General features: G+C 68.2%; 17 protein-coding genes. All 17 read right to left on the bottom strand.

Annotation, left to right across the window (positions count from 1 at the left end):
* Positions 1–13: 13 nt before the first annotated feature.
* Positions 14–1,057 carry an acyl-CoA dehydrogenase family protein gene (locus ABD951_RS05880; RefSeq protein ID WP_345342830.1) on the bottom strand — a complete coding sequence of 348 codons (1,044 nt, stop codon included), beginning with the start codon at positions 1,055–1,057 and terminating at the stop codon, positions 14–16.
* A complete protein-coding gene (locus tag ABD951_RS05875; RefSeq protein WP_345342829.1) occupies positions 1,054–2,187 on the bottom strand; it encodes an acyl-CoA dehydrogenase family protein in 1,134 nt (377 codons plus the stop codon). The genes ABD951_RS05880 and ABD951_RS05875 overlap by 4 nt, the downstream gene beginning before the upstream one ends.
* A 45-nt stretch (positions 2,188–2,232) precedes the next feature.
* Entirely contained in the window at positions 2,233–2,997 is a 765-nt protein-coding gene (locus ABD951_RS05870) for an SDR family NAD(P)-dependent oxidoreductase (RefSeq protein WP_345342828.1), read from the bottom strand.
* Positions 2,998–3,057: 60 nt separating this feature from the next.
* Entirely contained in the window at positions 3,058–4,242 is a 1,185-nt protein-coding gene (locus ABD951_RS05865; protein WP_345342827.1) for a thiolase family protein, read from the bottom strand.
* Entirely contained in the window at positions 4,239–5,729 is a 1,491-nt protein-coding gene (locus ABD951_RS05860) for an aldehyde dehydrogenase (RefSeq protein WP_345342826.1), read from the bottom strand. The genes ABD951_RS05865 and ABD951_RS05860 overlap by 4 nt, the downstream gene beginning before the upstream one ends.
* Before the next feature lie 11 nt (positions 5,730–5,740).
* Positions 5,741–6,556 carry an enoyl-CoA hydratase/isomerase family protein gene (locus ABD951_RS05855; RefSeq protein WP_345342825.1) on the bottom strand — a complete coding sequence of 272 codons (816 nt, stop codon included), beginning with the start codon at positions 6,554–6,556 and terminating at the stop codon, positions 5,741–5,743.
* Between the two features lie 101 nt (positions 6,557–6,657).
* Positions 6,658–7,071 (bottom strand): Zn-ribbon domain-containing OB-fold protein, encoded by a 414-nt coding sequence (locus ABD951_RS05850; protein ID WP_345342824.1) that lies wholly within the window; start codon positions 7,069–7,071, stop codon positions 6,658–6,660.
* A gap of 1 nt (position 7,072) precedes the next feature.
* A complete protein-coding gene (locus tag ABD951_RS05845; protein WP_345342823.1) occupies positions 7,073–8,230 on the bottom strand; it encodes a thiolase family protein in 1,158 nt (385 codons plus the stop codon).
* A complete protein-coding gene (locus tag ABD951_RS05840) occupies positions 8,227–9,399 on the bottom strand; it encodes a CaiB/BaiF CoA transferase family protein (RefSeq protein WP_345342822.1) in 1,173 nt (390 codons plus the stop codon). The genes ABD951_RS05845 and ABD951_RS05840 overlap by 4 nt, the downstream gene beginning before the upstream one ends.
* A gap of 55 nt (positions 9,400–9,454) precedes the next feature.
* Complete coding sequence (locus ABD951_RS05835) at positions 9,455–10,402, bottom strand: GNAT family N-acetyltransferase (RefSeq protein ID WP_345342821.1); 948 nt, start codon at positions 10,400–10,402, stop codon at positions 9,455–9,457.
* Positions 10,399–11,601 (bottom strand): aromatic ring-hydroxylating oxygenase subunit alpha, encoded by a 1,203-nt coding sequence (locus ABD951_RS05830; protein ID WP_345342820.1) that lies wholly within the window; start codon positions 11,599–11,601, stop codon positions 10,399–10,401. Before ABD951_RS05830 ends, ABD951_RS05835 begins: the two co-directional genes overlap by 4 nt.
* A gap of 45 nt (positions 11,602–11,646) precedes the next feature.
* Entirely contained in the window at positions 11,647–12,798 is a 1,152-nt protein-coding gene (locus tag ABD951_RS05825; protein WP_345342818.1) for a thiolase C-terminal domain-containing protein, read from the bottom strand.
* A 1-nt stretch (position 12,799) separates the two neighbouring features.
* Positions 12,800–13,249, bottom strand: coding sequence for a Zn-ribbon domain-containing OB-fold protein (locus tag ABD951_RS05820; protein ID WP_345342817.1), 450 nt, complete (start codon positions 13,247–13,249; stop codon positions 12,800–12,802).
* Positions 13,240–14,313, bottom strand: coding sequence for an LLM class flavin-dependent oxidoreductase (locus ABD951_RS05815; protein WP_345342816.1), 1,074 nt, complete (start codon positions 14,311–14,313; stop codon positions 13,240–13,242). The genes ABD951_RS05820 and ABD951_RS05815 overlap by 10 nt, the downstream gene beginning before the upstream one ends.
* 116 nt (positions 14,314–14,429) lie before the next feature.
* Positions 14,430–15,368, bottom strand: a complete 939-nt coding sequence (locus ABD951_RS05810; protein WP_345342815.1) for a PDR/VanB family oxidoreductase — start codon at positions 15,366–15,368, stop codon at positions 14,430–14,432.
* 65 nt (positions 15,369–15,433) lie between these two features.
* Positions 15,434–16,657, bottom strand: a complete 1,224-nt coding sequence (locus tag ABD951_RS05805; protein WP_345342814.1) for a cytochrome P450 — start codon at positions 16,655–16,657, stop codon at positions 15,434–15,436.
* A 59-nt stretch (positions 16,658–16,716) separates the two neighbouring features.
* Positions 16,717–18,195 carry an aldehyde dehydrogenase gene (locus tag ABD951_RS05800; protein ID WP_345342813.1) on the bottom strand — a complete coding sequence of 493 codons (1,479 nt, stop codon included), beginning with the start codon at positions 18,193–18,195 and terminating at the stop codon, positions 16,717–16,719.
* Positions 18,196–18,200 lie beyond the last annotated feature (5 nt).

The raw sequence follows: 18,200 nt of genomic DNA, 5'->3' as shown, positions 1-18,200 counted from the left end.
CACACTCAGGTCGCTACGAGTCGCCGATCAGCGACCACATCGAGTCACGCGGGGTCTGTGCGGCAGCGCGCGCGACACGCTCGTCCCACTGCCGCACCGCACCGGACTCGGACCGCCACGACAAGATGCGGTTGGTGTACCGGTGCAGGGTGTGTTCGTGCGTGAAACCCATTGCGCCGAGAACCTGGTGGGCGTTGCGCACGATGGTCGACGCCGCATGACCCGTGCACGAGGCCGCGCACGCGATCGCGAACCGGGCCCGGGGGTCGCCGATGCCGTGGGCGACGAGCGCGTCGACCGCGGCCCCGGTCGACGCGTCGACGAGTGTCGACTCCGAGGCCATGTCGGCGACCAGGTGCTGGACCGCCTGGAACTTCCCGAGCGCTCGCCCGAACTGCTCACGAGTCGTGACGTGCTCGACGACGAGATCCAGGGCGCGGTGCGCGGCACCGGAGATCATCAGGGACCGCGCCAGCACGCCCCTCAGCAGGAACTGTTCGGCCAGCGCGGGATCAACTGGACGCGAGTCGAACTCGTCGAGCGTCACCCTCGCGCGATCGCGGGGCTCTCCCGCGACGTTCACGTCGAACGCGAGGTCCAGGGACGGGACCGGAACCTCGGCGATCCGCGCCGTCGCCCCATCGCCGGCAACCTCGAGGACGACGATTCCGTCCACGTCCCGCCCCCACGGAATCGTGGTCCCGGCCTGCCCTGCCACCGCGGTCACCGCGGTGCGCAGGCCGCCGCCGGACGGCAGTCCTGCGGTCTGCAGCAGCCACGACGCCAGGACCACGTGCTCGACGAAGGGCACGAGCACCGCGTGCCTGCCGAGTTCGCGAAGCACAACGGCGACGTGGGGCCAGCCGGCGCCGTCACCGCCCTCGTCTGTCGTCAGCTCGGTCAGGCCGGCCTGGGTGAGCAGATCCCACGCCGCCCGGTCGAGCGACGCGGCGGACGCGCAGTCCTCGCCGGCCCCGGCGCTCGTGGCGATCTGCTCGACCAGCTCCGTCAGTTGCTGCAACTCGCTCTGGTCGACGAAATCGTTGATCGCTGTCATCGCAACCCCATTCCGCGGGTCACCACGCCCCGCAAGATCTCCGTTGTCCCGCCGCGAATGGTGAATCCGGGCCGCGCCAGCACACCGGAGCGCAGCAGCTGGGAATAGGTCGAGGGACCCCTCAGCTCCGGGCCGGTGAGCTCGTCGACGACATCGACGATGTCGCCTTCCAACCTGGTGCCGAGCAGTTTCACGATCGCGGCGGGCGTGTCGGCGTCCGCGCCCGACTCCAGGGTCTGTGCGACGGACGCCGACATGTGGTGCAGGCCGTGGATTCGCGCGAAGGCTGCGCCGAGCCGCGGATCCGGCTCCAGCGTGCCGTCGCCGACCTCGTTGAGTGCCGCGCGCAGCAGCACCAGCGAGGAGAGGAACCGCTCCGGACCGGACCTCTCGTACCCGAGCTCCGAGGTCACCTGGTGCCATCCCGCGCCGAGGTCGCCGAGCACCATCTCGTCCGGGACGAACACCTCGTCGAGGAGTACCTCGTTGAAGTGGTGGGTGCCGGCGATGTTGAGGATCGGCGAGACCGTCAGGCCCGGCGAATCCAGGGCGACGATGAACTGACTCAGCCCGTCGTGCCGTCGTGCCGGGTCGAGCGGCGCGCTGCGTGCCAGCACGAACATGTAGTGGGCGCGGTGCGCACCCGATGTCCAGACCTTGGTCCCGGAGAGGCGCCAACCGCCCTCCGCCCGTGTGGCTTTCGTTCGCACGCTTGCCAGGTCCGAACCGGATCCGGGCTCGCTCATGCCGATCGCCCAGTACTGCCGGCCGGCGGCGATCTCCGGCAGGAAGGTCTGCTTCTGGTGGTCGGTGCCGAACTTGAGCAGGGACGGGGCGATCTGGCGGTCGGCGACCCAGTGCGCCGAGACGGGTGCTCCTGCCGCGAGCAGTTCCTCCGTCACGGCGAACCGGTCACCGAACGACCGGCCGCCGCCGTCGTACTCGGTGGGGATGGTCATGCCGACCCAACCCTGGTCGGCGAGTGCCCGGCTGAAGGACTCGTCCCAGCCGTCGCCCCACGAGTCGACCCGCGGCACGAAGGCCCCGGCGTCACGCTGGTCGGTGAGGAAGCCACGAACCTGCAGGCGCAGTGTCCGGACCCGGTCACTCTGCCGGGTCGGGGGTGGCATCAGGCGGTGTGCCATCATAGTTCTCCGAAGGGTCCTGTGAGCCGGTCAGCGCGCCGACATGCGGATCGCGCCGTCGATGCGGATGGTCTCGCCGTTGATCATGGGGTTCTCGACGATCGAGACGGCCAGGTGGCCGAACTCGGACGGCACGCCCATCCGGGACGGGTGCGGAACCTGCGCGGCGAGGCCGTCACGGACCTCCTGCGAATGCCGCCCGAGGCCGGGAGTGTCGAAGATTCCCGGTGCAATGCTGTTGACGCGCACCTTCTTTCGCGCGAGGTCGCGTGCCGCACAGAGTGTCATGCCGACGATGCCGGCCTTCGACGACGCGTACGGCATCTGCCCGATCTGGCCTTCCCAGGCGGCGACGGACGCGGTGAGGATGACCACGCCTCGCTCCTCCCCGACCGGTTCCGACTTGACCATGCGCGAGGCCGCAAGGCGCAGCACGTTGAAGCTGCCGATCAGGTTGGTCTTGATCACGCCCTCGTACTGTTCGATGTCGCCGGGGTTGCCCTCCTTGTCCAGCACCCGCACGGTGGCGGCGCGGCCGGCGCAGTGCACGACCGCGCGCAGCGGGGCGATCGCCTCGGCCGTGTCGAGGGCCGCGTTGAACTGGTCGGAGTCGGTGATGTCCGCGGGCATGAACGAGGCGAGCTCCCCCAGTTCGGCCGCGATCTCGACGCCCTTCGACGTCGGGAGGTCGACGAGGACGGTCGGAATGCCTCGGTTGACGAGTTGTCTGACCGTGCCGAGGCCGAGACCCGATGCGCCGCCGGTGACGACGGCCGTTCCGTTCGACATGTCCATGTGCACTTCTCCTGTGTTCGTCTCGTGAGTGGTTTCGATGCGGCGGTAGTGGCGGCCGGTCTACCGGGCAGCCAGCGACTCGACGATCGTGGCGTTCGCCATACCGCCGGCCTCGCACATCGTCTGGAGCCCGAATCGCCCGCCGGTGCGCTCGAGCTGGTGGATGAGGCTGACCATGATGCGGGCGCCGGAGGCCCCCAGCGGGTGTCCGAGGGCGATCGCACCGCCGACCGGGTTGAGGATCGCCGGGTCGACGCCGAACTCGGCCTGCCAGGCCAGCGGCACCGGCGCGAATGCCTCGTTCACCTCCACGGCCGAGATGTCGGTGATCGACAGGCCCGAACGCTTCAACACCTTGTGGGTTGCCGGGATCGGCCCGGTCAGCATGAGTTCCGGGTCGTCGCCCACGACAGCGGACGCGTACACCGCGGCTCGTGGCCGCAGTCCCATCCGGTGCGCGGTGTCCTCGTTCATGATGAGCAGGCCCGCCGCGCCATCGGTGATCTGCGACGAACTGCCGGCGGTGACCATCCACTCGAGGTGCGGGAAACGTGCCCGCATGTCGTCGGTGTCGAAAACGGTGCGCAGACCCGACAGCGACCCGGGGGTCGTGCCCGGGCGGATCGTCTCATCGGCGGTCACGACGCCGTCGGGCCCGGTGACGGGGACAATCTCGTCGTCGAACCAGCCCTGCTTCTGGACATGGTCGGCACGCAGGTGCGAGGCGGCGGAGTACTCGTCGAGCTGGGCGCGCGACATGCCCCACTTGTGGGCGACGAGCTCGGCCGCGATACCCTGGGACACCAGATCCGGGAACCGGCTGTTGACGGCCGGCCCGTAGACATCGGCCCCCATCCGGTTGCACCCCATCGGGACTCGGCTCATCGACTCGACGCCGCCCGCGATCAGGATGTCGTAGGCCCCGGACATGACCCCCTGGACCGCGAAGTCGATCGCCTGCTGACCCGACCCGCACTTGCGCTCGACGGTGACGCCCGGGATGTGGATCGGGAATCCCGCGGCGAGCACCGCCTGACGGGCCGGTGTGCCGCCCTGCTCCCCGGCCTGGGTGACGTTGCCGACGATCACGTCATCGAGCACTGCGGGGTCGAGGTCGTTGCGCTCGACGAGTCCGCGCAGCACCTGGGCGAGCAGGTCGACCGGATGGACACCGGCGAGTGCGCCGGTCTGCTTGCCCTTGCCGAGCGGGGTGCGGACGGCGTCGACAATGACGGCGCGGTTCATGTGCGGTCTCCTCCAACAGTGTTGCTGCGCGCGCCGCGCGGCGCCGGTAGGTAGATGGACTGGGTGACGAGGTAGGCGTTCAGGCCCTCCGGGCCGAGTTCGCGTCCGATGCCACTGGACTTCATGCCGCCGAACGGCGCCGCGGGGTCGAGTCCGTAGTGGTTGACGCCGACGGTGCCCGACTCGATTCGCTGTGCCAGCGCGATCCCGCGTTCCTCGTCCGGGGTCCAGATCGTCCCGGCCAGACCGTATTCCGAGTCGTTGGCGATTGCCACCGCCTCGTCCTCGTCGGCATACGGGATGATGCACAGCACTGGGCCGAAGATCTCCTCGCGGGCCACGGTCATGCTGTTGTCGACGTCGGCGAACACGGTCGGTTCGACGTACCATCCCCGGTCTTTCGTAGTGGGAGTCGAACCGCCCGTGGTGATCCGGGCGCCAGAAGCGCGGCCCGCCTCGATGTAGTTGAGGATGCGCGCCCGGTGCGCCGCGGTGACGACCGGGCCGATCTGCGTGCGTTCGTCGAGTGGGTCACCCACACGGAAGGAGCGCACGGTGTCGGTCACCGCGTCGACGATCTCGCGGTACCTGGACCGCGGCGCGAGGATCCGGGTGCTCGAGTGGCAGGTCTGCCCGGTGTTGGGCAGGGAGACCCGCAGAATCTTCTTCAGGTAGGTGGGGAGGTCGACATCCTCGGTCAGGATCGCGGCGGACTTGCCGCCGAGTTCGAGTGTGACCGGCCGAAGCAGACGTCCGCAGGTCTCGCCGATCTGTTTGCCGGCGGCCGACGAGCCGGTGAAGGCGACCTTGTCCACGCCCGGATGTGCGACGAGATGCGATCCCACCTCGCGGCCGCCCGGCACGATGTTGACGACACCCGGCGGCAGCCCCGCGTCGAGGGCAGCCTGAGCGAATGTGTATGCGTCGAGCGAGGTCTCGGGCGACGGTTTGAGCACGACGGTGCAGCCGGCGGCGAGCGCCGGTGCGATCTTCATCGCGGCGAGCGCCTGCGGATAGTTCCACGGCGTGATCGCGGCGACCACGCCGACCGCACGGTGCTCGACCCGGGTGCGGACACCGCGCAGTCCGGGACGCACGTCGACGGGCACCTCGCCGCGGATCAGGTCCGCGTAGTAGCGCACCAGGGTGCCGGGCAAGTGGCCGTTGACCACCCTGGACCAGGTGATCGGCATGCCGTTCTGACGACTGACGTCGCGCGCGGTCTCCTCGGCGCGCGCGTCCAGAGCGGCGGCGTAGCGGTCGAGCAGTGCGGCACGGGTCGCGGGTGGCACGGCGCTCCAGGCCCGGGTGCCGGCACGCGCCGCGGTGACGGCCGCGTCGATGTCCGCCGGACCGCCGAGCACCACCCGGCCCATGACCTGCTCGGTGGCCGCCTCGATCACGTCCGCCCGCGTGCCGTCGATCGCCGGCACGAAGCGGCCGCCGACGAAGACCTCGGCCGCTTCGACCAACTCAGAGGTTCTCATGACCAATATCCTTATCTTGCAATGAAATTGCCGGGACGACGTTCGGCGACCGCGCGGACACCCTCGGCGAAGTCCGCGGACTCGGACAGGATCAGCTGCTCGGTGCACTCCGTGGCCACCGCCTGGGCAACACGATCGGCGAGGTCGCCGCGCAGGGTGCGGCGGATCGCGGCGACAGCGAGCGGCGCCGACGCCGCGATCTGCTGGGCCAGCATCAGTGCGTCGATGCGCACGTCCGGGACGGCTGACAGGCGATCCACCAGACCGATCCGCAACGCCTCCTCCGCGGAGATCCGGCGACCGGTGTACAGCAGGTCCATGGCTGCCTGGTTCCCCACCACGCGCGGGAGGGTGACGGACAGTCCGAATCCGTGGTGGATGCCGATGGTCGCGAAGTTCACCGCGAAGCGTGCCTGCGGCGACGCGACCCGAAGGTCCGCGGCGAGGGCCAGTCCCGCGCCTCCTCCGATCGCGGCGCCCTGGATCGCCGCGACCATCGGCAGCGGCTGACGGAACAGCTTGACGGCCTCCCCATAGAGGGGCGCCGGATCGAACCCGCCCTCGGGGGTGGCCGCGAGGTCGGCGCCGGCGCAGAAGGACTTGCCGGCGCTGCAGAGCACGACCGCGCGGGCACCGTCGTCCGCCGACCTCTCGCACGCCTGTACCAGTGCTGCGACCATGTCGCGGTCGAAGTAGTTGTGCGGCGCCCGCGTGAACTCGACCACCGCGACGTGGTCCGCGCGCACCTGGCGCCGGACCGCCCCCTCCAGGGTCGATTCGATCGGCAGGCCCGTTTCGAAGATGTCCCCGAGGTCCACTGATGTCATCGCTCGAATCCTTTCCGATTATTCGATATTTATATCGAAACTTTAGCGCCCAGTCGAGACCCTGCCCGATCGGCATGCCAATTGGATGGCGCGAGACCGCTTCAGCCCCGAGTGACTGGTCGAAACGCCGGGTACGGGTCACCCTCTGCACCGCGCACGATGACCAATTCGAGTTCGAGTCCCACCAGCAGCGCCGCGGGGTCGACGTCGAGTGCGGACTCGAGCCACGGCCCCTCATCCAGTTCGACCAGTCCGAACGGGCGGACCACCCCGCCGTCCGGTGCCGCCGGGTTCACACCCCACGCCACCAGGGTGCCGCGCCCGCACGCGTCGACCCAGTCGAAGGTCCGGCCCCCGCACGCACGGCACACGTCACGGCGAGCGATCCGCCGGTGCCCGCACTCCGTGCAGCGCCGCAACACGAGCACCCCACGCTCTGCGGCGACGAAGAACTCCGCGGACGAGCCGCTCCGCCCGACCGAGAGCCACCGCGAGTCCACAGCCACATCGGTCATCTCAATTGCCTCCCTTGGCATTCGGGCTCAGAACCAGGGTGGAGTGGTGCTGCAGGATGCCGCCGTTGCCGCTGACGAGGACGACGTCGTTGTTCTCCACCTGCCGTGCGCCACCCTGACCACGCGCCTGGATCACCGCCTCGACCAGCGGCGTCATCCCCCACAGGTAGTACGACGACAGTTGTCCCCCACCGGTGTTCGTCGGCAGTGCACCTCCTGGTCCCAGCGCACCGCTCGCCGCCACCTCGCCGCCCTCACCCTTGCCGCAGAAGCCGTAGTCCTCGAGGGTCACCAGCACCGTGTAGGTGTAGCAGTCGTAGATCTGACGGACCGTGACGTCGCGGGGCGCGATACCGGCCATCGCCATCGCAGCCTTCCCCGACTGGACCGCTCCGGTCGTCTGTCCGAAGTCACTGCCCCGCTCCCACGAGTAGCCCGGGTGTCCCTGCCCCCACCCCCAGATGTGGACGGGCGGTTGGGCCAGCCCGGCCGCACGGTCCGCGGTGGTGACCAGAACCGCCGCACCGCCGTTGGACACGAGACAGCAGTCGAGGAGGTGGAGCGGATCCACGATCCAGCGAGACGCCTGATGCTCGTCGAGGGTGAGCGGCTCCCGGAACTGCGCGACCGGGTTGTCCGCCGCCCAGGCACGCTGCGCGACCGCGACGGCACCGAGTTGCTCGGACGTCGTGCCGTAGGTCTGCATGTGGCGCTGCGCGGCGAGCGCGTAATACGCGGTGGTACTTGTGATACCGCTCGCCGCCAGGTGCCCACCGTATCCGTTTGCCGCACGGCGTTTGTACGCCCCGGCGGCGCGGACGCCTGGACGCAGGGGCGCATCGGCGAACACGCACACCACGTGGCGGGCCTGACCGGAGTCGACCGCGTGGGCCGCCGCGGCGACCATCGCACCCGCGGTCGCGCCGAACGCGTTCACCTGCTCCAGGAGAGCGAGGTCGGACAGCCCGAGCGCCTCGGCCAACGTCAGGTCCGGCCCTCCGGACTTGCCGCTGCTCACCAGCAGACCGTCGACGTCGCCGAGCGTGAGGCCGGCATCCGTCACGGCCAGCCGGACCGCCTCCGCCGCGAAGTCCGATGCCCGGCGCCCGTACACCTTTCCCACGTCGGTCAGGCCGAGGCCGGCGATGACGGCACTCACGCCGGTACCTCACTACCGGCCGCCGGGATGCCGAGGACCGCATCGCGGTGGCCGTCGAGCCGGGGGGCGGGCCTGGCCCGTGCCGCGGCGAAGCTGTCGTAACGTGCCGGGCTCCGGATCGCGGTCACCTCACGGCCGTCGTCGTCCACCATCCGTAGCGCCAGTCGACTGGACGCGAACTGCTCGGACTCGGCGACCTCACCGGTGTCCCGGACGATGCCGGACGTGATCCGTGCACGGCCGAACGCCGCCATCCACTCGGCGGTCGTGCGCCGCTTCATCACGGCCTGCAGCTTCGGGAGCAGCACCTCCCGATTGCGGATGCGGTCCTTCATCGTCGCGAACCGGGGGTCGGTGCGCAGTTCGTCGTCGTCGAGGATGTCCAGCGCGACCGCCCAGTGGTGCGGCATATACGCCGCCAGCACCATCGAACCGTCCGCGGTCTCGTAGACACCGGACGGGGTGGTCGCCGCCGGGAAGTTGCCCGTCCGCTTCGCCACCCAGCCCTGGGTGAGGTAGTCGGTGAAGTCGTGCGCGTGCAGGTGGCACGCGACGTCGTAGAGCGAGACCCGGACCGTGTCACCCCGACCGGACCGCTCCCGCGCGAACAGCGCCGCCAGCGCGCCCTGCGCGGCAACGTGACCGGTCGCCGCGTCGATCGGGATCGACCCCAGCTTCGTCGGCGGCCCGTCCGGGTCGCCGGTGATCGACATCCATCCCGACTCGGCCTGGATGGCGACGTCGACTCCGCCGCGCTCGGCGTTGGGTCCGGCCTCGCCGTAGGCGGAGATCGTCACGTACACCAGGCGGGGGTTGCGCTCGCGCATGACGGCGTCGCCCAACCCCAGCCGGTCCATCACCCCAACTCGAGACGATTCGATCAGCACGTCGGCCTCGTCCACGAGGGCGCGGGCGACGTCGCGATCGTGCGCCTCGTGCAGATCGAGGACAATGGACTCCTTGTTCCGGTTGAACGACTCGAACATTCCCTGATAGCCGTCGACCGGTCGGCCACCCAGTTGCCGTGCCGCGTCACCGGAAGGTGGTTCGATCTTGACGACTCGTGCGCCCAGATCACCGAGGACCATCGCCGCGAGTGGTCCCGCCACGATCTGGCTGAAGTCGACGACGAGCAACCCGTCGAGCGGCCGTGCTGTGCTGTTGGACATCAAGCGTCCTCCGTTTTCGCGATAGTGAAGTCTGGTCGGTATCGACGAGCGATCGTCACGAGGCGAGGCGTACCTCGACGACCACGTTCGACTGGTCATGGTGAAAATCCTTGCGACGGCTGGCCCGAACGATCGTCATGTCGGACGGGTCGACGTCGGCGACGACGCTGCGCGCACCCCGCCCCGCGAGATCGGACAGCACGAGATCGAACAGTGCGTCGACGTCCGGTTCGGACAGCATCTCGAGCCCGGGCCGGCACTCGAGCTGTGCCGTGGCGTCCGGCCGGTCCTGCCCGTCTACGCTGTGCCGCACCACGACCGCATCCTCGGCCGCGGCACCGCTCCGCAGGTAGCGGCGTTCCGTCAGGAGCCGGCCGTCCGTGTCGGCGCCCTCCGGCGCCGGCCGCACCACGCCGTTGACGACCGACGCCGGCGCGACCGAGTCGATCGTGTCGAAGATGCTCCGCCCGATGGGTTCCGGGGTTTGCGTGCGCGGGATGTTTGCCAGCAGCGACCAGCGCTCGCCGCTCACGGGGAAGCCGAATCGATCGGCGAGCCGTAGTGCTGCCGGGTGGGATCCGGTGGCGATCACCCGGACGCGGCTCGCGTCGAGCCCGAACCACCGGTGCGCGGCGCGATCGGCCCACAGCTTCTCGACCAGCAGGGTCGCGACACCACGTGACCGGTGTTCCGGCGCCACGACGAACCTTCCCTCGATCACACCGCCGTCGCCCGGTGCATCGAGGGCGAGGTACCCGGCCAGTCGACGCACTCCGGTGAACTCACCGTCACTGTCCATCGTGTACACGACGAGGTGCCCGGCCGACCGGTCGTCCTCGCCCGCACCGGCCATCGCAATGCTGGTGAAGCCTGCCTCCCGATCCGCCTGGTATGCAGCCACGGTGAACTCGCGCAGACTCACTCGCAGATCGTCGTCCAGGACCGGGCACCAGGTGTAGTCGATCAGCAGGTAGGGGACGTGTTCACCTTCGACGCCGGTCACTGCGAATCCTTCTCCAGGAGCGCGAATAGTTCGCGGCGGAAGATCTGATTCGCCAGTTCGTTCTTGCCGAGGTACATCGGCGCAACGTCCCCGCTCTGCATCGCGGCCTGTATGCCCCGCATGATTGGAAAGTCCTCGGCATGCAGCACCCGCAGCAGGATGTCCCAGTTCTTCTCCCACAGAGCGGTCCACTTCTCCTCGTCGAGGTCGGTGTCCTCGACCTTCGGGGGAATCACCCTCATCTCAAAGATCGACTGACCCGGATCGGTCGGATGTGGCCGGAACGTCAGCAGCTCGATGTGGTCGGGCTGCTTGAGCAACGTGCTGTTCGGGCCCAGGAAGTGCGTCTCGATGAGGTACTTGTCCATCGGACGGTCCGCCGGATCCTCGTCGATCCAGCGGTCGATGCTTTTGCGCGGCTTGATCCACCGGCAGTGCCGGCCGAAGTCCTCAAGCACAGACACGTTGGTGTGGATGTACTTGCCGGCCGTATTCGGGTGCGCGTACTGGATGTGGTATCCGTCGAGGAACGCGTCCTGCATCAGCTTCCAGTTCACCGGCTCGGTGAAACTGCCCGCACGGAAACAGGTGTACCGGTCCATGTCATAGCTCGCGAGGATGGTGTCCATCTCCTCCCCCAGCCATCCTGCGACGTCGATCGTGGCCCCGACCCGATCGATGACCCACACGAAGCCGTGGCGCTCCTCGCAGGGGATCTCGGCGAGCGAGAGATCCGTCTGGTCGAGGTCGCCGAACGTGTCGCCGCGGGTGATGGTCCGCAGGGAGCCGTCGGTGTCATACGACCACCGGTGATAGGGGCAGGAAAAGATCCGACAGTGCCCCGACTTCGCTGTCTCCAGCATCGCGCCGCGATGCCGGCACGCGTTGACGAATGCCTTGACCGAGCCGTCCTTCTGCCGCACGACGATGATCTTGTTGCGCGGCATCTCGACGGTTACGAACTTGCCCGGCGTCGGGATCTCGCTGCCGTGCGCCACGATCGACGGCACCGCACCAAAGACGAACTCTCGCTCGGCCACGGCGAGCGCGGGATCGGTGTATTCGGTGGCCGAGATCGTCGAGATCTCGTCGTACGAGTCGGTCGTGCCGTCCTTCAGGTGCGTGATGACGCGGCGAATACGGTCGTTGCGCCGCTCGGGGGTGTCCGAGATGAACTTACTCGGCGTTGTCTCGGTCATGTCTACTGCCTTCCACTCATGAGGTGATGCGGAATACACACGGCATCACAGGGTTTCGGCTGTTCCCAGCAGCACGGATCCGGTCAGCTGCGCCTGCGGTCCGGCGACGAACAGTGAGAGCTTCGCGTCCGGGACCTGGTTGGACGAGGTTCCCCGGATCTGGTGGACCGCCTCAACGACCAATCCCATGCCGTGTACGAATCCGGCAGCGAGGTTGCCGCCTGCGGTGTTGACCGGAAGCCCGCCATCGGGTGCGATGAGGTTGTCGTACGTGAAGAACTCGCCCGCGGCCTCGAACGATGTGAAGCCGTGGTCGATCATCGCGAGCACCGCGGGGCCCGAGGTGTTCTCGTACACCTGAGCGACGTCGACATCGGCCGGTCCGTATCCCGACTGGGCCCACAGCCGACGGGCGGCTCCGGTGAATCCGGAGGTTACATACGGCTCGGAGTTCCCCGCGTCCTCGCCGTAGCCACTCTGGGTGGCGGCAAGGATGTAGGCCGGCTTCTTTGCAAGCGCCTCCGCCCGCTCGGCGGACGTGACCAGCACGGCGAACGCGCCGTCGCTCTCCCGCGAGCAGTCGAACACTCGGTGCGGATCGGCGATCATGCGGGAGTTCTCGTACGCGTCGCTGCTCAGCGGCTTGCCGTAGCTGAGCGCATCCGGGTTGCGGGAGGCGTGGAAGTACGCGGCACGCGTGAAATTCTCGAGCGCCGAGCGCGGCACCCCCTCATGCTCGAGCATGCGCTGGGTCTTGAGTGCGCCCGTCTGAACGGCGGAGACGATGCCGTGCGCCCGGTAGAGCGAGGTGAAGTGGTAGCGGACGAACTCCTGGCGTCCACTTTCCGCCTGCGCCAACGCGCGATACACGATCACGTTCTCGGCGACACCCGCGATCACGGCCGCACTGGCCGCGGCGATCGCACCGGCTATGCCTCCGCCACCTCCGGAGGAGATGACGGAGAACCGGAAGTTCTTGATTCCCAGAGATGTCGCGAGGGCCGGCCCTTCGTCGTGGCCGTCGCCGTAGGTGGTGAAGCCGTCGACATCGCGCGGATCGAGTCCCGCGTCCGCGCAGGCGCCGAGCACCGCTTCGAGCAGCATCCGGCCTTCCTCCTGCCCCTGCCCCCGCTTGTGGTACCTGGTCCCGCCGATCCCGGCGATCGCGGTCGCGCCGCGCAGCGGATTCGTCGCCATCTCAGTCCTCCTCCGCGATCCACCGCAGCACCGGCCAGCCACCGGTGGACTCCCCGGCCGGCTGAATCCACCCGCGGACGTGCTGGCCGATCCGCACGTCACGGGTGTTCGTCACGATCCCCAGGATTCGGCGCCCGCCCGCGTGCGGCAGTTCGACGAGTGCGGTGGTGTAGGGCACGGACTCCGCGAACTCACGCGAGGCGGGGAAGGCGTGGTGAGTCGTCGTCCAGGAGTACACGGTCCCGACGGGCTCGACCGCCTCCCAGGGCGGGTCGAATGCATGGCAGTCCTGGCACACCCAGCTCGGACCCCAGATCCACCGGTCGCATTCCTTGCAGTGCTGGATGCGGAGTTCGCCTTCGAGCAGGCCCATCCAGAACGGTTCGTCGACCGGCACCTGCGGTCCCAGCGGCAGCGCGGCCGGGAACGACTTCTGAGCTATCACGTCCATGAGTTCACCTCGGGCACGATTTCCTCCACGATTGCTGCATGTGATTCCCCGGCCACGCCTTCCCTCGAGAACTCCTCGGTGAGGAAGAACCTGGTGATCCCCAGTTCACGGAGCTCCATGAGGCGTTCGAGGCACTGCTTGGCGGAGCCGATGATCGCGTTGCGCTCAGCGAACTCCGCCGACAGCAGCGTGGTGTGCTCGGCGTCGGCGCGACCGTGCGAGGTCATGTCGTACTTTCCGTGCAGACGTTCGAGTTCGGCCTCGTCGGCGCCAGTGGCCTCACCGGTCACCTTGCCGTGCATCACCGAGAATCGCGAGAAGCTGGCGAGCTTGCCCGAGGTGATGCGGGCCGCAGTCTCCATGTCGTCGTGCACGGCGATGTTGAGGAAGGCGCCGAGCCGCAACGAATCCGGGTCGAAGCCGCTCTCGATTCGTGCCGCTCGTGCACGTTCGATGGCGGCGCGGACCCGTTCCGGGTCACCCCCCACGGAGAACGACACCGCGTCACCGATCGTCGCACCGATCGCGATCACCTTCGGACCGGTCGCGGCGACACCGACGGGAACCTTCGGCTGTTGGGGCCGCAGCCAGCGCAAGCTGCTCCCCTCGGGCGCCACGCCGAGGCCGAGATCGCCCACGCTCGCAACGTGCGCGGGGACGAAGGACGGATCGAAAGGAACCTCGTCGCCGCGCAGATACCCCTGCAGCGCCTGCAGGTACCGGCGAAACGGGCGGAGCTTCATCGGAGAGAATCCGAGGTGCGCGAGCGCGGAGTCGCCGCGCCCGATCTCGACCGCGATGCGCCCGCCGGACTCGGCTTGCAAGGTCGCGAAAGCGCCGGCGAGGACCGCCGGATGCCGCGTGACCGGATTGGTCACGCCGGGCGACACCAGGACGCGTTCGGTGCGAGCCACGATCATCGACATCTCGACGATCAGCTCGGCGGCGAGGTTCTGGGAGTCGGCGAGCATCACTCCCGTCCACCCGTCCGCCTCGGCACGCACAGCGTCACGGGTGGCCACCTTCGGAACGCTCGGCAGCAGCGTCCACGTCTCGACAGTCATTCATTCACCTCAGATATTTTCGACATATTTATCGAATAACTCGATGGTCTCAGATCGTCTGCACCGAGGCAAGGATCGGCCGACACGGCTGGTCGCGATCCCGACTCGCCACCGGTTCAGAGATCGAGGACGAGCCGATCGCTGCACGAGCGAGAGATACAGATGAGCATCGTGTCGCCGGTCTCCTTCTCCGCGTCGGTGAGGATGAAGTCACGGTGGTCCGGACGCCCCTCCAGGACGCCGACCTCACACGTGCCGCACGTCCCGTCCCGGCACGAGGAGTCCGCAGGGACACCGGCCTTCTCGACCGCCTCGAGAATCGTGCAGCCGACGGGAACGGGGACGGTCTGCCCCGACACCGCCAGCACCACTTCGAACTCGCAGTCCGTGTCCAGTGCGACCGGCGCCTGGGCACTGAATCGTTCGAAGTGCAGGTCGCCGATTCCCTGGGCGCCGCATTCCTTCTCGACGGCCTCGATCAACGGCCCCGGACCACAGCAGTACACCGCGACCCCACGATCCCGATCCGCGAGGATCTCGGCGAGGGGCATCAGCCCCACCTCGTCCTGCGGATGCACCCGCACCCGGCTCGGGTAGCGCGTGGTCAACTCCTCGTGGTACGCCATCGACGCCCGTGTACGCCCACCGTACTCGAGCCGCCAGGTCGCGCCGACTCGCTCGACCTCCTCGATCATCGGCAGCAGTGGCGTGACGCCGATTCCGCCGGCGACGAACACGTACTCCGGCGCATCGGGGACGAGCGGGAAGTGATTGCGTGGCGCTTCGACCGTCAGCACATCCCCCTCTGCCAGTGAGTCATGGACGAAGACCGAGCCACCCCGGCTTTCCGGTTCGCGCAGAATCGCGAGCCGGAAGTGGTCGTCCGTCGGCTCACCACACAGCGAGTAGTGGCGCACCAGCCCTTCCCCAAGGGTCAACCCCACGTGGGCCCCAGGAGTCCATTCCGGGACCCGCTCACCGTCGACCGGCAGCAGGACCAGCTCGAGCACTCCGTCGGCGACCAGGGCTCTCCTGGCGACCCGCATCCGAAACATCCTGTCTCCTGATTCTTTCTGACCAACAGGAAATTCCGCTTCAACCATGACAGTCCCCGTCGTGTCTATGCCGTCGCGATCGCGGCGGGCTCGACCGCGAGGTGGACACTGTTCATGCCCCACACGCTGCCGATGTGCCCCTGGGATTCGACGACCCGATAGTCGGAGAAGGACTTGTGGAACTCCTCGAGAGCCACGCTGAGGATGATGCGGGCGAGCGCGGATCCGATGCACTTGTGCGGGCCGGCCGAGAAGGCGACATGCCGGTTGATCGGCCGATCGAAGTCGACCGTGAGCGGATCAGCGAAGGCTCCACCATCACGATTGGCCGCGCCGAGCAGGCACTGGACCGTGTCACCGGCCTTGATCAGCACTCCCTCGATTTCCTTGTCCGACACTGCGGTCCGGTTCGGCACGGCCGGCGTGTGGTAGCGGACCAGTTCCTCGACAGTCTGGGTCAGATCGGCGCCCGCCGCACGAACCTGCGCCTGCTGCTCAGGATGCGTGCCGAGGAAGTCCAGACTGCGTGACAGCACGCTCTGCGTCGTGTCGAGCCCTGCGAGGAGCAGGAGCACCATCATCCGGACCAGCTTGTCGTCCGGAATCGGGTCGCCGCTGCGCAGCGTCGCGTTCATGATCGTCGTGGTCATGTCGTCGCGGGACCCGCCGCGCCGCTCGTCGATGCGCGCCTCGGCGTACTCGGCCATTGACGCGAGCGCCTCGACCTTGAGTCTGCCGAGCTCCTCGAGCGACGCACCCGGGCGCCCGTTCAGCGACTGCTCCACCCACGCCTCGAGCTGGAATCGGTCCTCGAGCGGCCAGTCGACCATCTGCAGGAACATCGTGCTCGCGATCGGCCGGGCGAAGTCGGTCACGACGTCGCATTCGCCCCGCGCCGCGATCTCGTCGATCAGCGCACGGCACAGCTCACGAACGGTGTCCTGCAGTAGTTGAACGCGGCCCGGGGAGAACAGCGGCATCAGGATCTTGCGGTACTCACGGTGTTCGGCCCCGTCCATTTCGATCGGCACGTGCAGCGGGCGTTCCGACGTGATCAGGGTGACGCCACGGCCCGGCGCCGAACTGATGAACGACTGGGTGTCCTCGAGGACCGTTCGCACGCCGGGTTCACTGATGACGACCCAGTGCCCACCGTTGCGATCAGTCCAGACCACGGGGCCGATGGCGCGCCACTGCTCGACCTGTGCCATCAGCTCCTCGGGAGCCTCGGTGCCGAAGGCCTCGTAGTCGACAACGAGGTGCGCCGGGACGTGTGCGGGTCTGGTCATGGGATTCTCCTGCAGGTCAATGCGGTGTCGGGTCGGCGACGGTTGCTCCGTCATTCGATTCACTCGCTCGCCCCCACGCGAAGCGAGGGCAGGGCGGCGCGGGTGGTCTCGTCGAAGTTGATGGTCTTGAGCTCGAAGTACGCTTCGAATCCTTCGATGCCGCTGTCACGGCCGATTCCGGAGGACTTGACGCCGCCGAACGGCACACGATTGTTGTAGACGAAGTTGTTGATCGAAAAGGTGCCCGCGTTGATGCGTTGGGCCACGTCGAGTGCACGCTGCGGGTCCCGGGTGAACACCGCGCCGTGTAGGCCGAAGTCGGAGTCGTTCGCGATCGAGACCGCGTCGTCGAGGTCGTCGTAGGGAATGACGACGACCACTGGGCCGAAGATCTCCTCGCGGGCGATCCGCATCGAGTTGTCCACGTCGGCGAACACAGTCGGTTCGACGTACCAACCCGAGTCCATGCCGGCCGGGCGGCCGCCCCCGGACACCAGCCGGGCGCCGGTCTCACGCCCGAGCCGGATGTAGTTCTCGACCCGGTCCCGCTGACGACGCGAAACCAACGGACCGAGTGTGGTTTTCGGATCGAACGGGTCGCCGGGAGTCCAGGAGGACGCCGCTTTCTCAACTGCAGTGACGACTTCTCCGTAGCGTGACCGAGGAGCAAGTACCCGGCTCAGCGCGGCACAGACCTGGCCGGAGTTGAAGAAGCACCCTGTGCCGATCCCGGCTGTGACCGATGCCATGTCCGCGTCGTCCAGGACGATCGCGGCGGACTTGCCACCGAGTTCCAGTTGGGTACGGACGAATCGCGTCGACACGGTTTCCGCGATCCGCTGGCCCGCCACGGTCGAACCGGTGAAGGAGATCTTGTCGATACCGGGATGTTCGACGAGCGCCCGCCCGGTGTCGGGCCCGCCGGTGACGACGTTGAGCACGCCGGCCGGCAGTCCCGCCTCGGTCAACGCGTCGGCCAGGTAGCCGACGTCGAACGGCGTCTCCGGTGCCGGCTTGAACACCACGGTGCAACCGGCGAGCAGAGCGGGAATGATCTTGCCGATCGCCATGCCCCAGGGACCGTTCCACGGTGCGATCGCGGCCACGACCCCCACTGGCGTCTTCACGACCGCGGCGCTGCCCCGGTCGGTGTCACGCACGTCGACGAGCGAGTACTCGCGGGCACATTGCGCCAGGAACCGCATCGTCCCGAGACCGCCCGTGATCATGCCCTTCGCGACGGTGATCGGCGCCCCCATCTGTGCGGTCAGCAGATGCGCGACGTCGTCGACGCGGGGCTCGAGCAGATCTGCCGCCCGCTCGATCACAGCGGCCCGCTCCACGAGCGACAACGAGGACCACGCAGTCTCGTCGAAGGTCCGCCGGGCGCTGTCCACCGCCGAGGCGACCACCTCCGCACTCGCGTCGGCGGCGTGGCCGAGGACTGCGCCGGTCGACGGAGTGACGACCTCGATGCGGGGGCTGCTCAAGTCGTCGCTCCACGCGCCGTCGATGAAGTGACGCGGTTGAAAGTTCATGATGC

It is taken from the genome of Rhodococcus olei (assembly GCF_039540555.1).
Lineage (GTDB): Bacteria > Actinomycetota > Actinomycetes > Mycobacteriales > Mycobacteriaceae > Rhodococcus_G > Rhodococcus_G olei.
The sequence above is the reverse complement of the archived record's forward strand: the minus strand, read 5'-3'. Positions and strand labels throughout refer to the sequence as shown.

Coding starts and splice junctions, on each gene's coding strand:
- ABD951_RS05880 (WP_345342830.1), bottom strand. CDS start 1,057: ATGACAGCGATCAACGATTTCGTCGACCAGAGCGAGTTGCAGCAACTG.
- ABD951_RS05840 (WP_345342822.1), bottom strand. CDS start 9,399: ATGTCCAACAGCACAGCACGGCCGCTCGACGGGTTGCTCGTCGTCGAC.
- ABD951_RS05860 (WP_345342826.1), bottom strand. CDS start 5,729: ATGAGAACCTCTGAGTTGGTCGAAGCGGCCGAGGTCTTCGTCGGCGGC.
- ABD951_RS05825 (WP_345342818.1), bottom strand. CDS start 12,798: ATGGCGACGAATCCGCTGCGCGGCGCGACCGCGATCGCCGGGATCGGC.
- ABD951_RS05870 (WP_345342828.1), bottom strand. CDS start 2,997: ATGGACATGTCGAACGGAACGGCCGTCGTCACCGGCGGCGCATCGGGT.
- ABD951_RS05830 (WP_345342820.1), bottom strand. CDS start 11,601: ATGACCGAGACAACGCCGAGTAAGTTCATCTCGGACACCCCCGAGCGG.
- ABD951_RS05865 (WP_345342827.1), bottom strand. CDS start 4,242: ATGAACCGCGCCGTCATTGTCGACGCCGTCCGCACCCCGCTCGGCAAG.
- ABD951_RS05855 (WP_345342825.1), bottom strand. CDS start 6,556: ATGACATCAGTGGACCTCGGGGACATCTTCGAAACGGGCCTGCCGATC.
- ABD951_RS05810 (WP_345342815.1), bottom strand. CDS start 15,368: ATGTTTCGGATGCGGGTCGCCAGGAGAGCCCTGGTCGCCGACGGAGTG.
- ABD951_RS05875 (WP_345342829.1), bottom strand. CDS start 2,187: ATGCCACCCCCGACCCGGCAGAGTGACCGGGTCCGGACACTGCGCCTG.
- ABD951_RS05800 (WP_345342813.1), bottom strand. CDS start 18,195: ATGAACTTTCAACCGCGTCACTTCATCGACGGCGCGTGGAGCGACGAC.
- ABD951_RS05850 (WP_345342824.1), bottom strand. CDS start 7,071: ATGACCGATGTGGCTGTGGACTCGCGGTGGCTCTCGGTCGGGCGGAGC.
- ABD951_RS05820 (WP_345342817.1), bottom strand. CDS start 13,249: ATGGACGTGATAGCTCAGAAGTCGTTCCCGGCCGCGCTGCCGCTGGGA.
- ABD951_RS05805 (WP_345342814.1), bottom strand. CDS start 16,657: ATGACCAGACCCGCACACGTCCCGGCGCACCTCGTTGTCGACTACGAG.
- ABD951_RS05815 (WP_345342816.1), bottom strand. CDS start 14,313: ATGACTGTCGAGACGTGGACGCTGCTGCCGAGCGTTCCGAAGGTGGCC.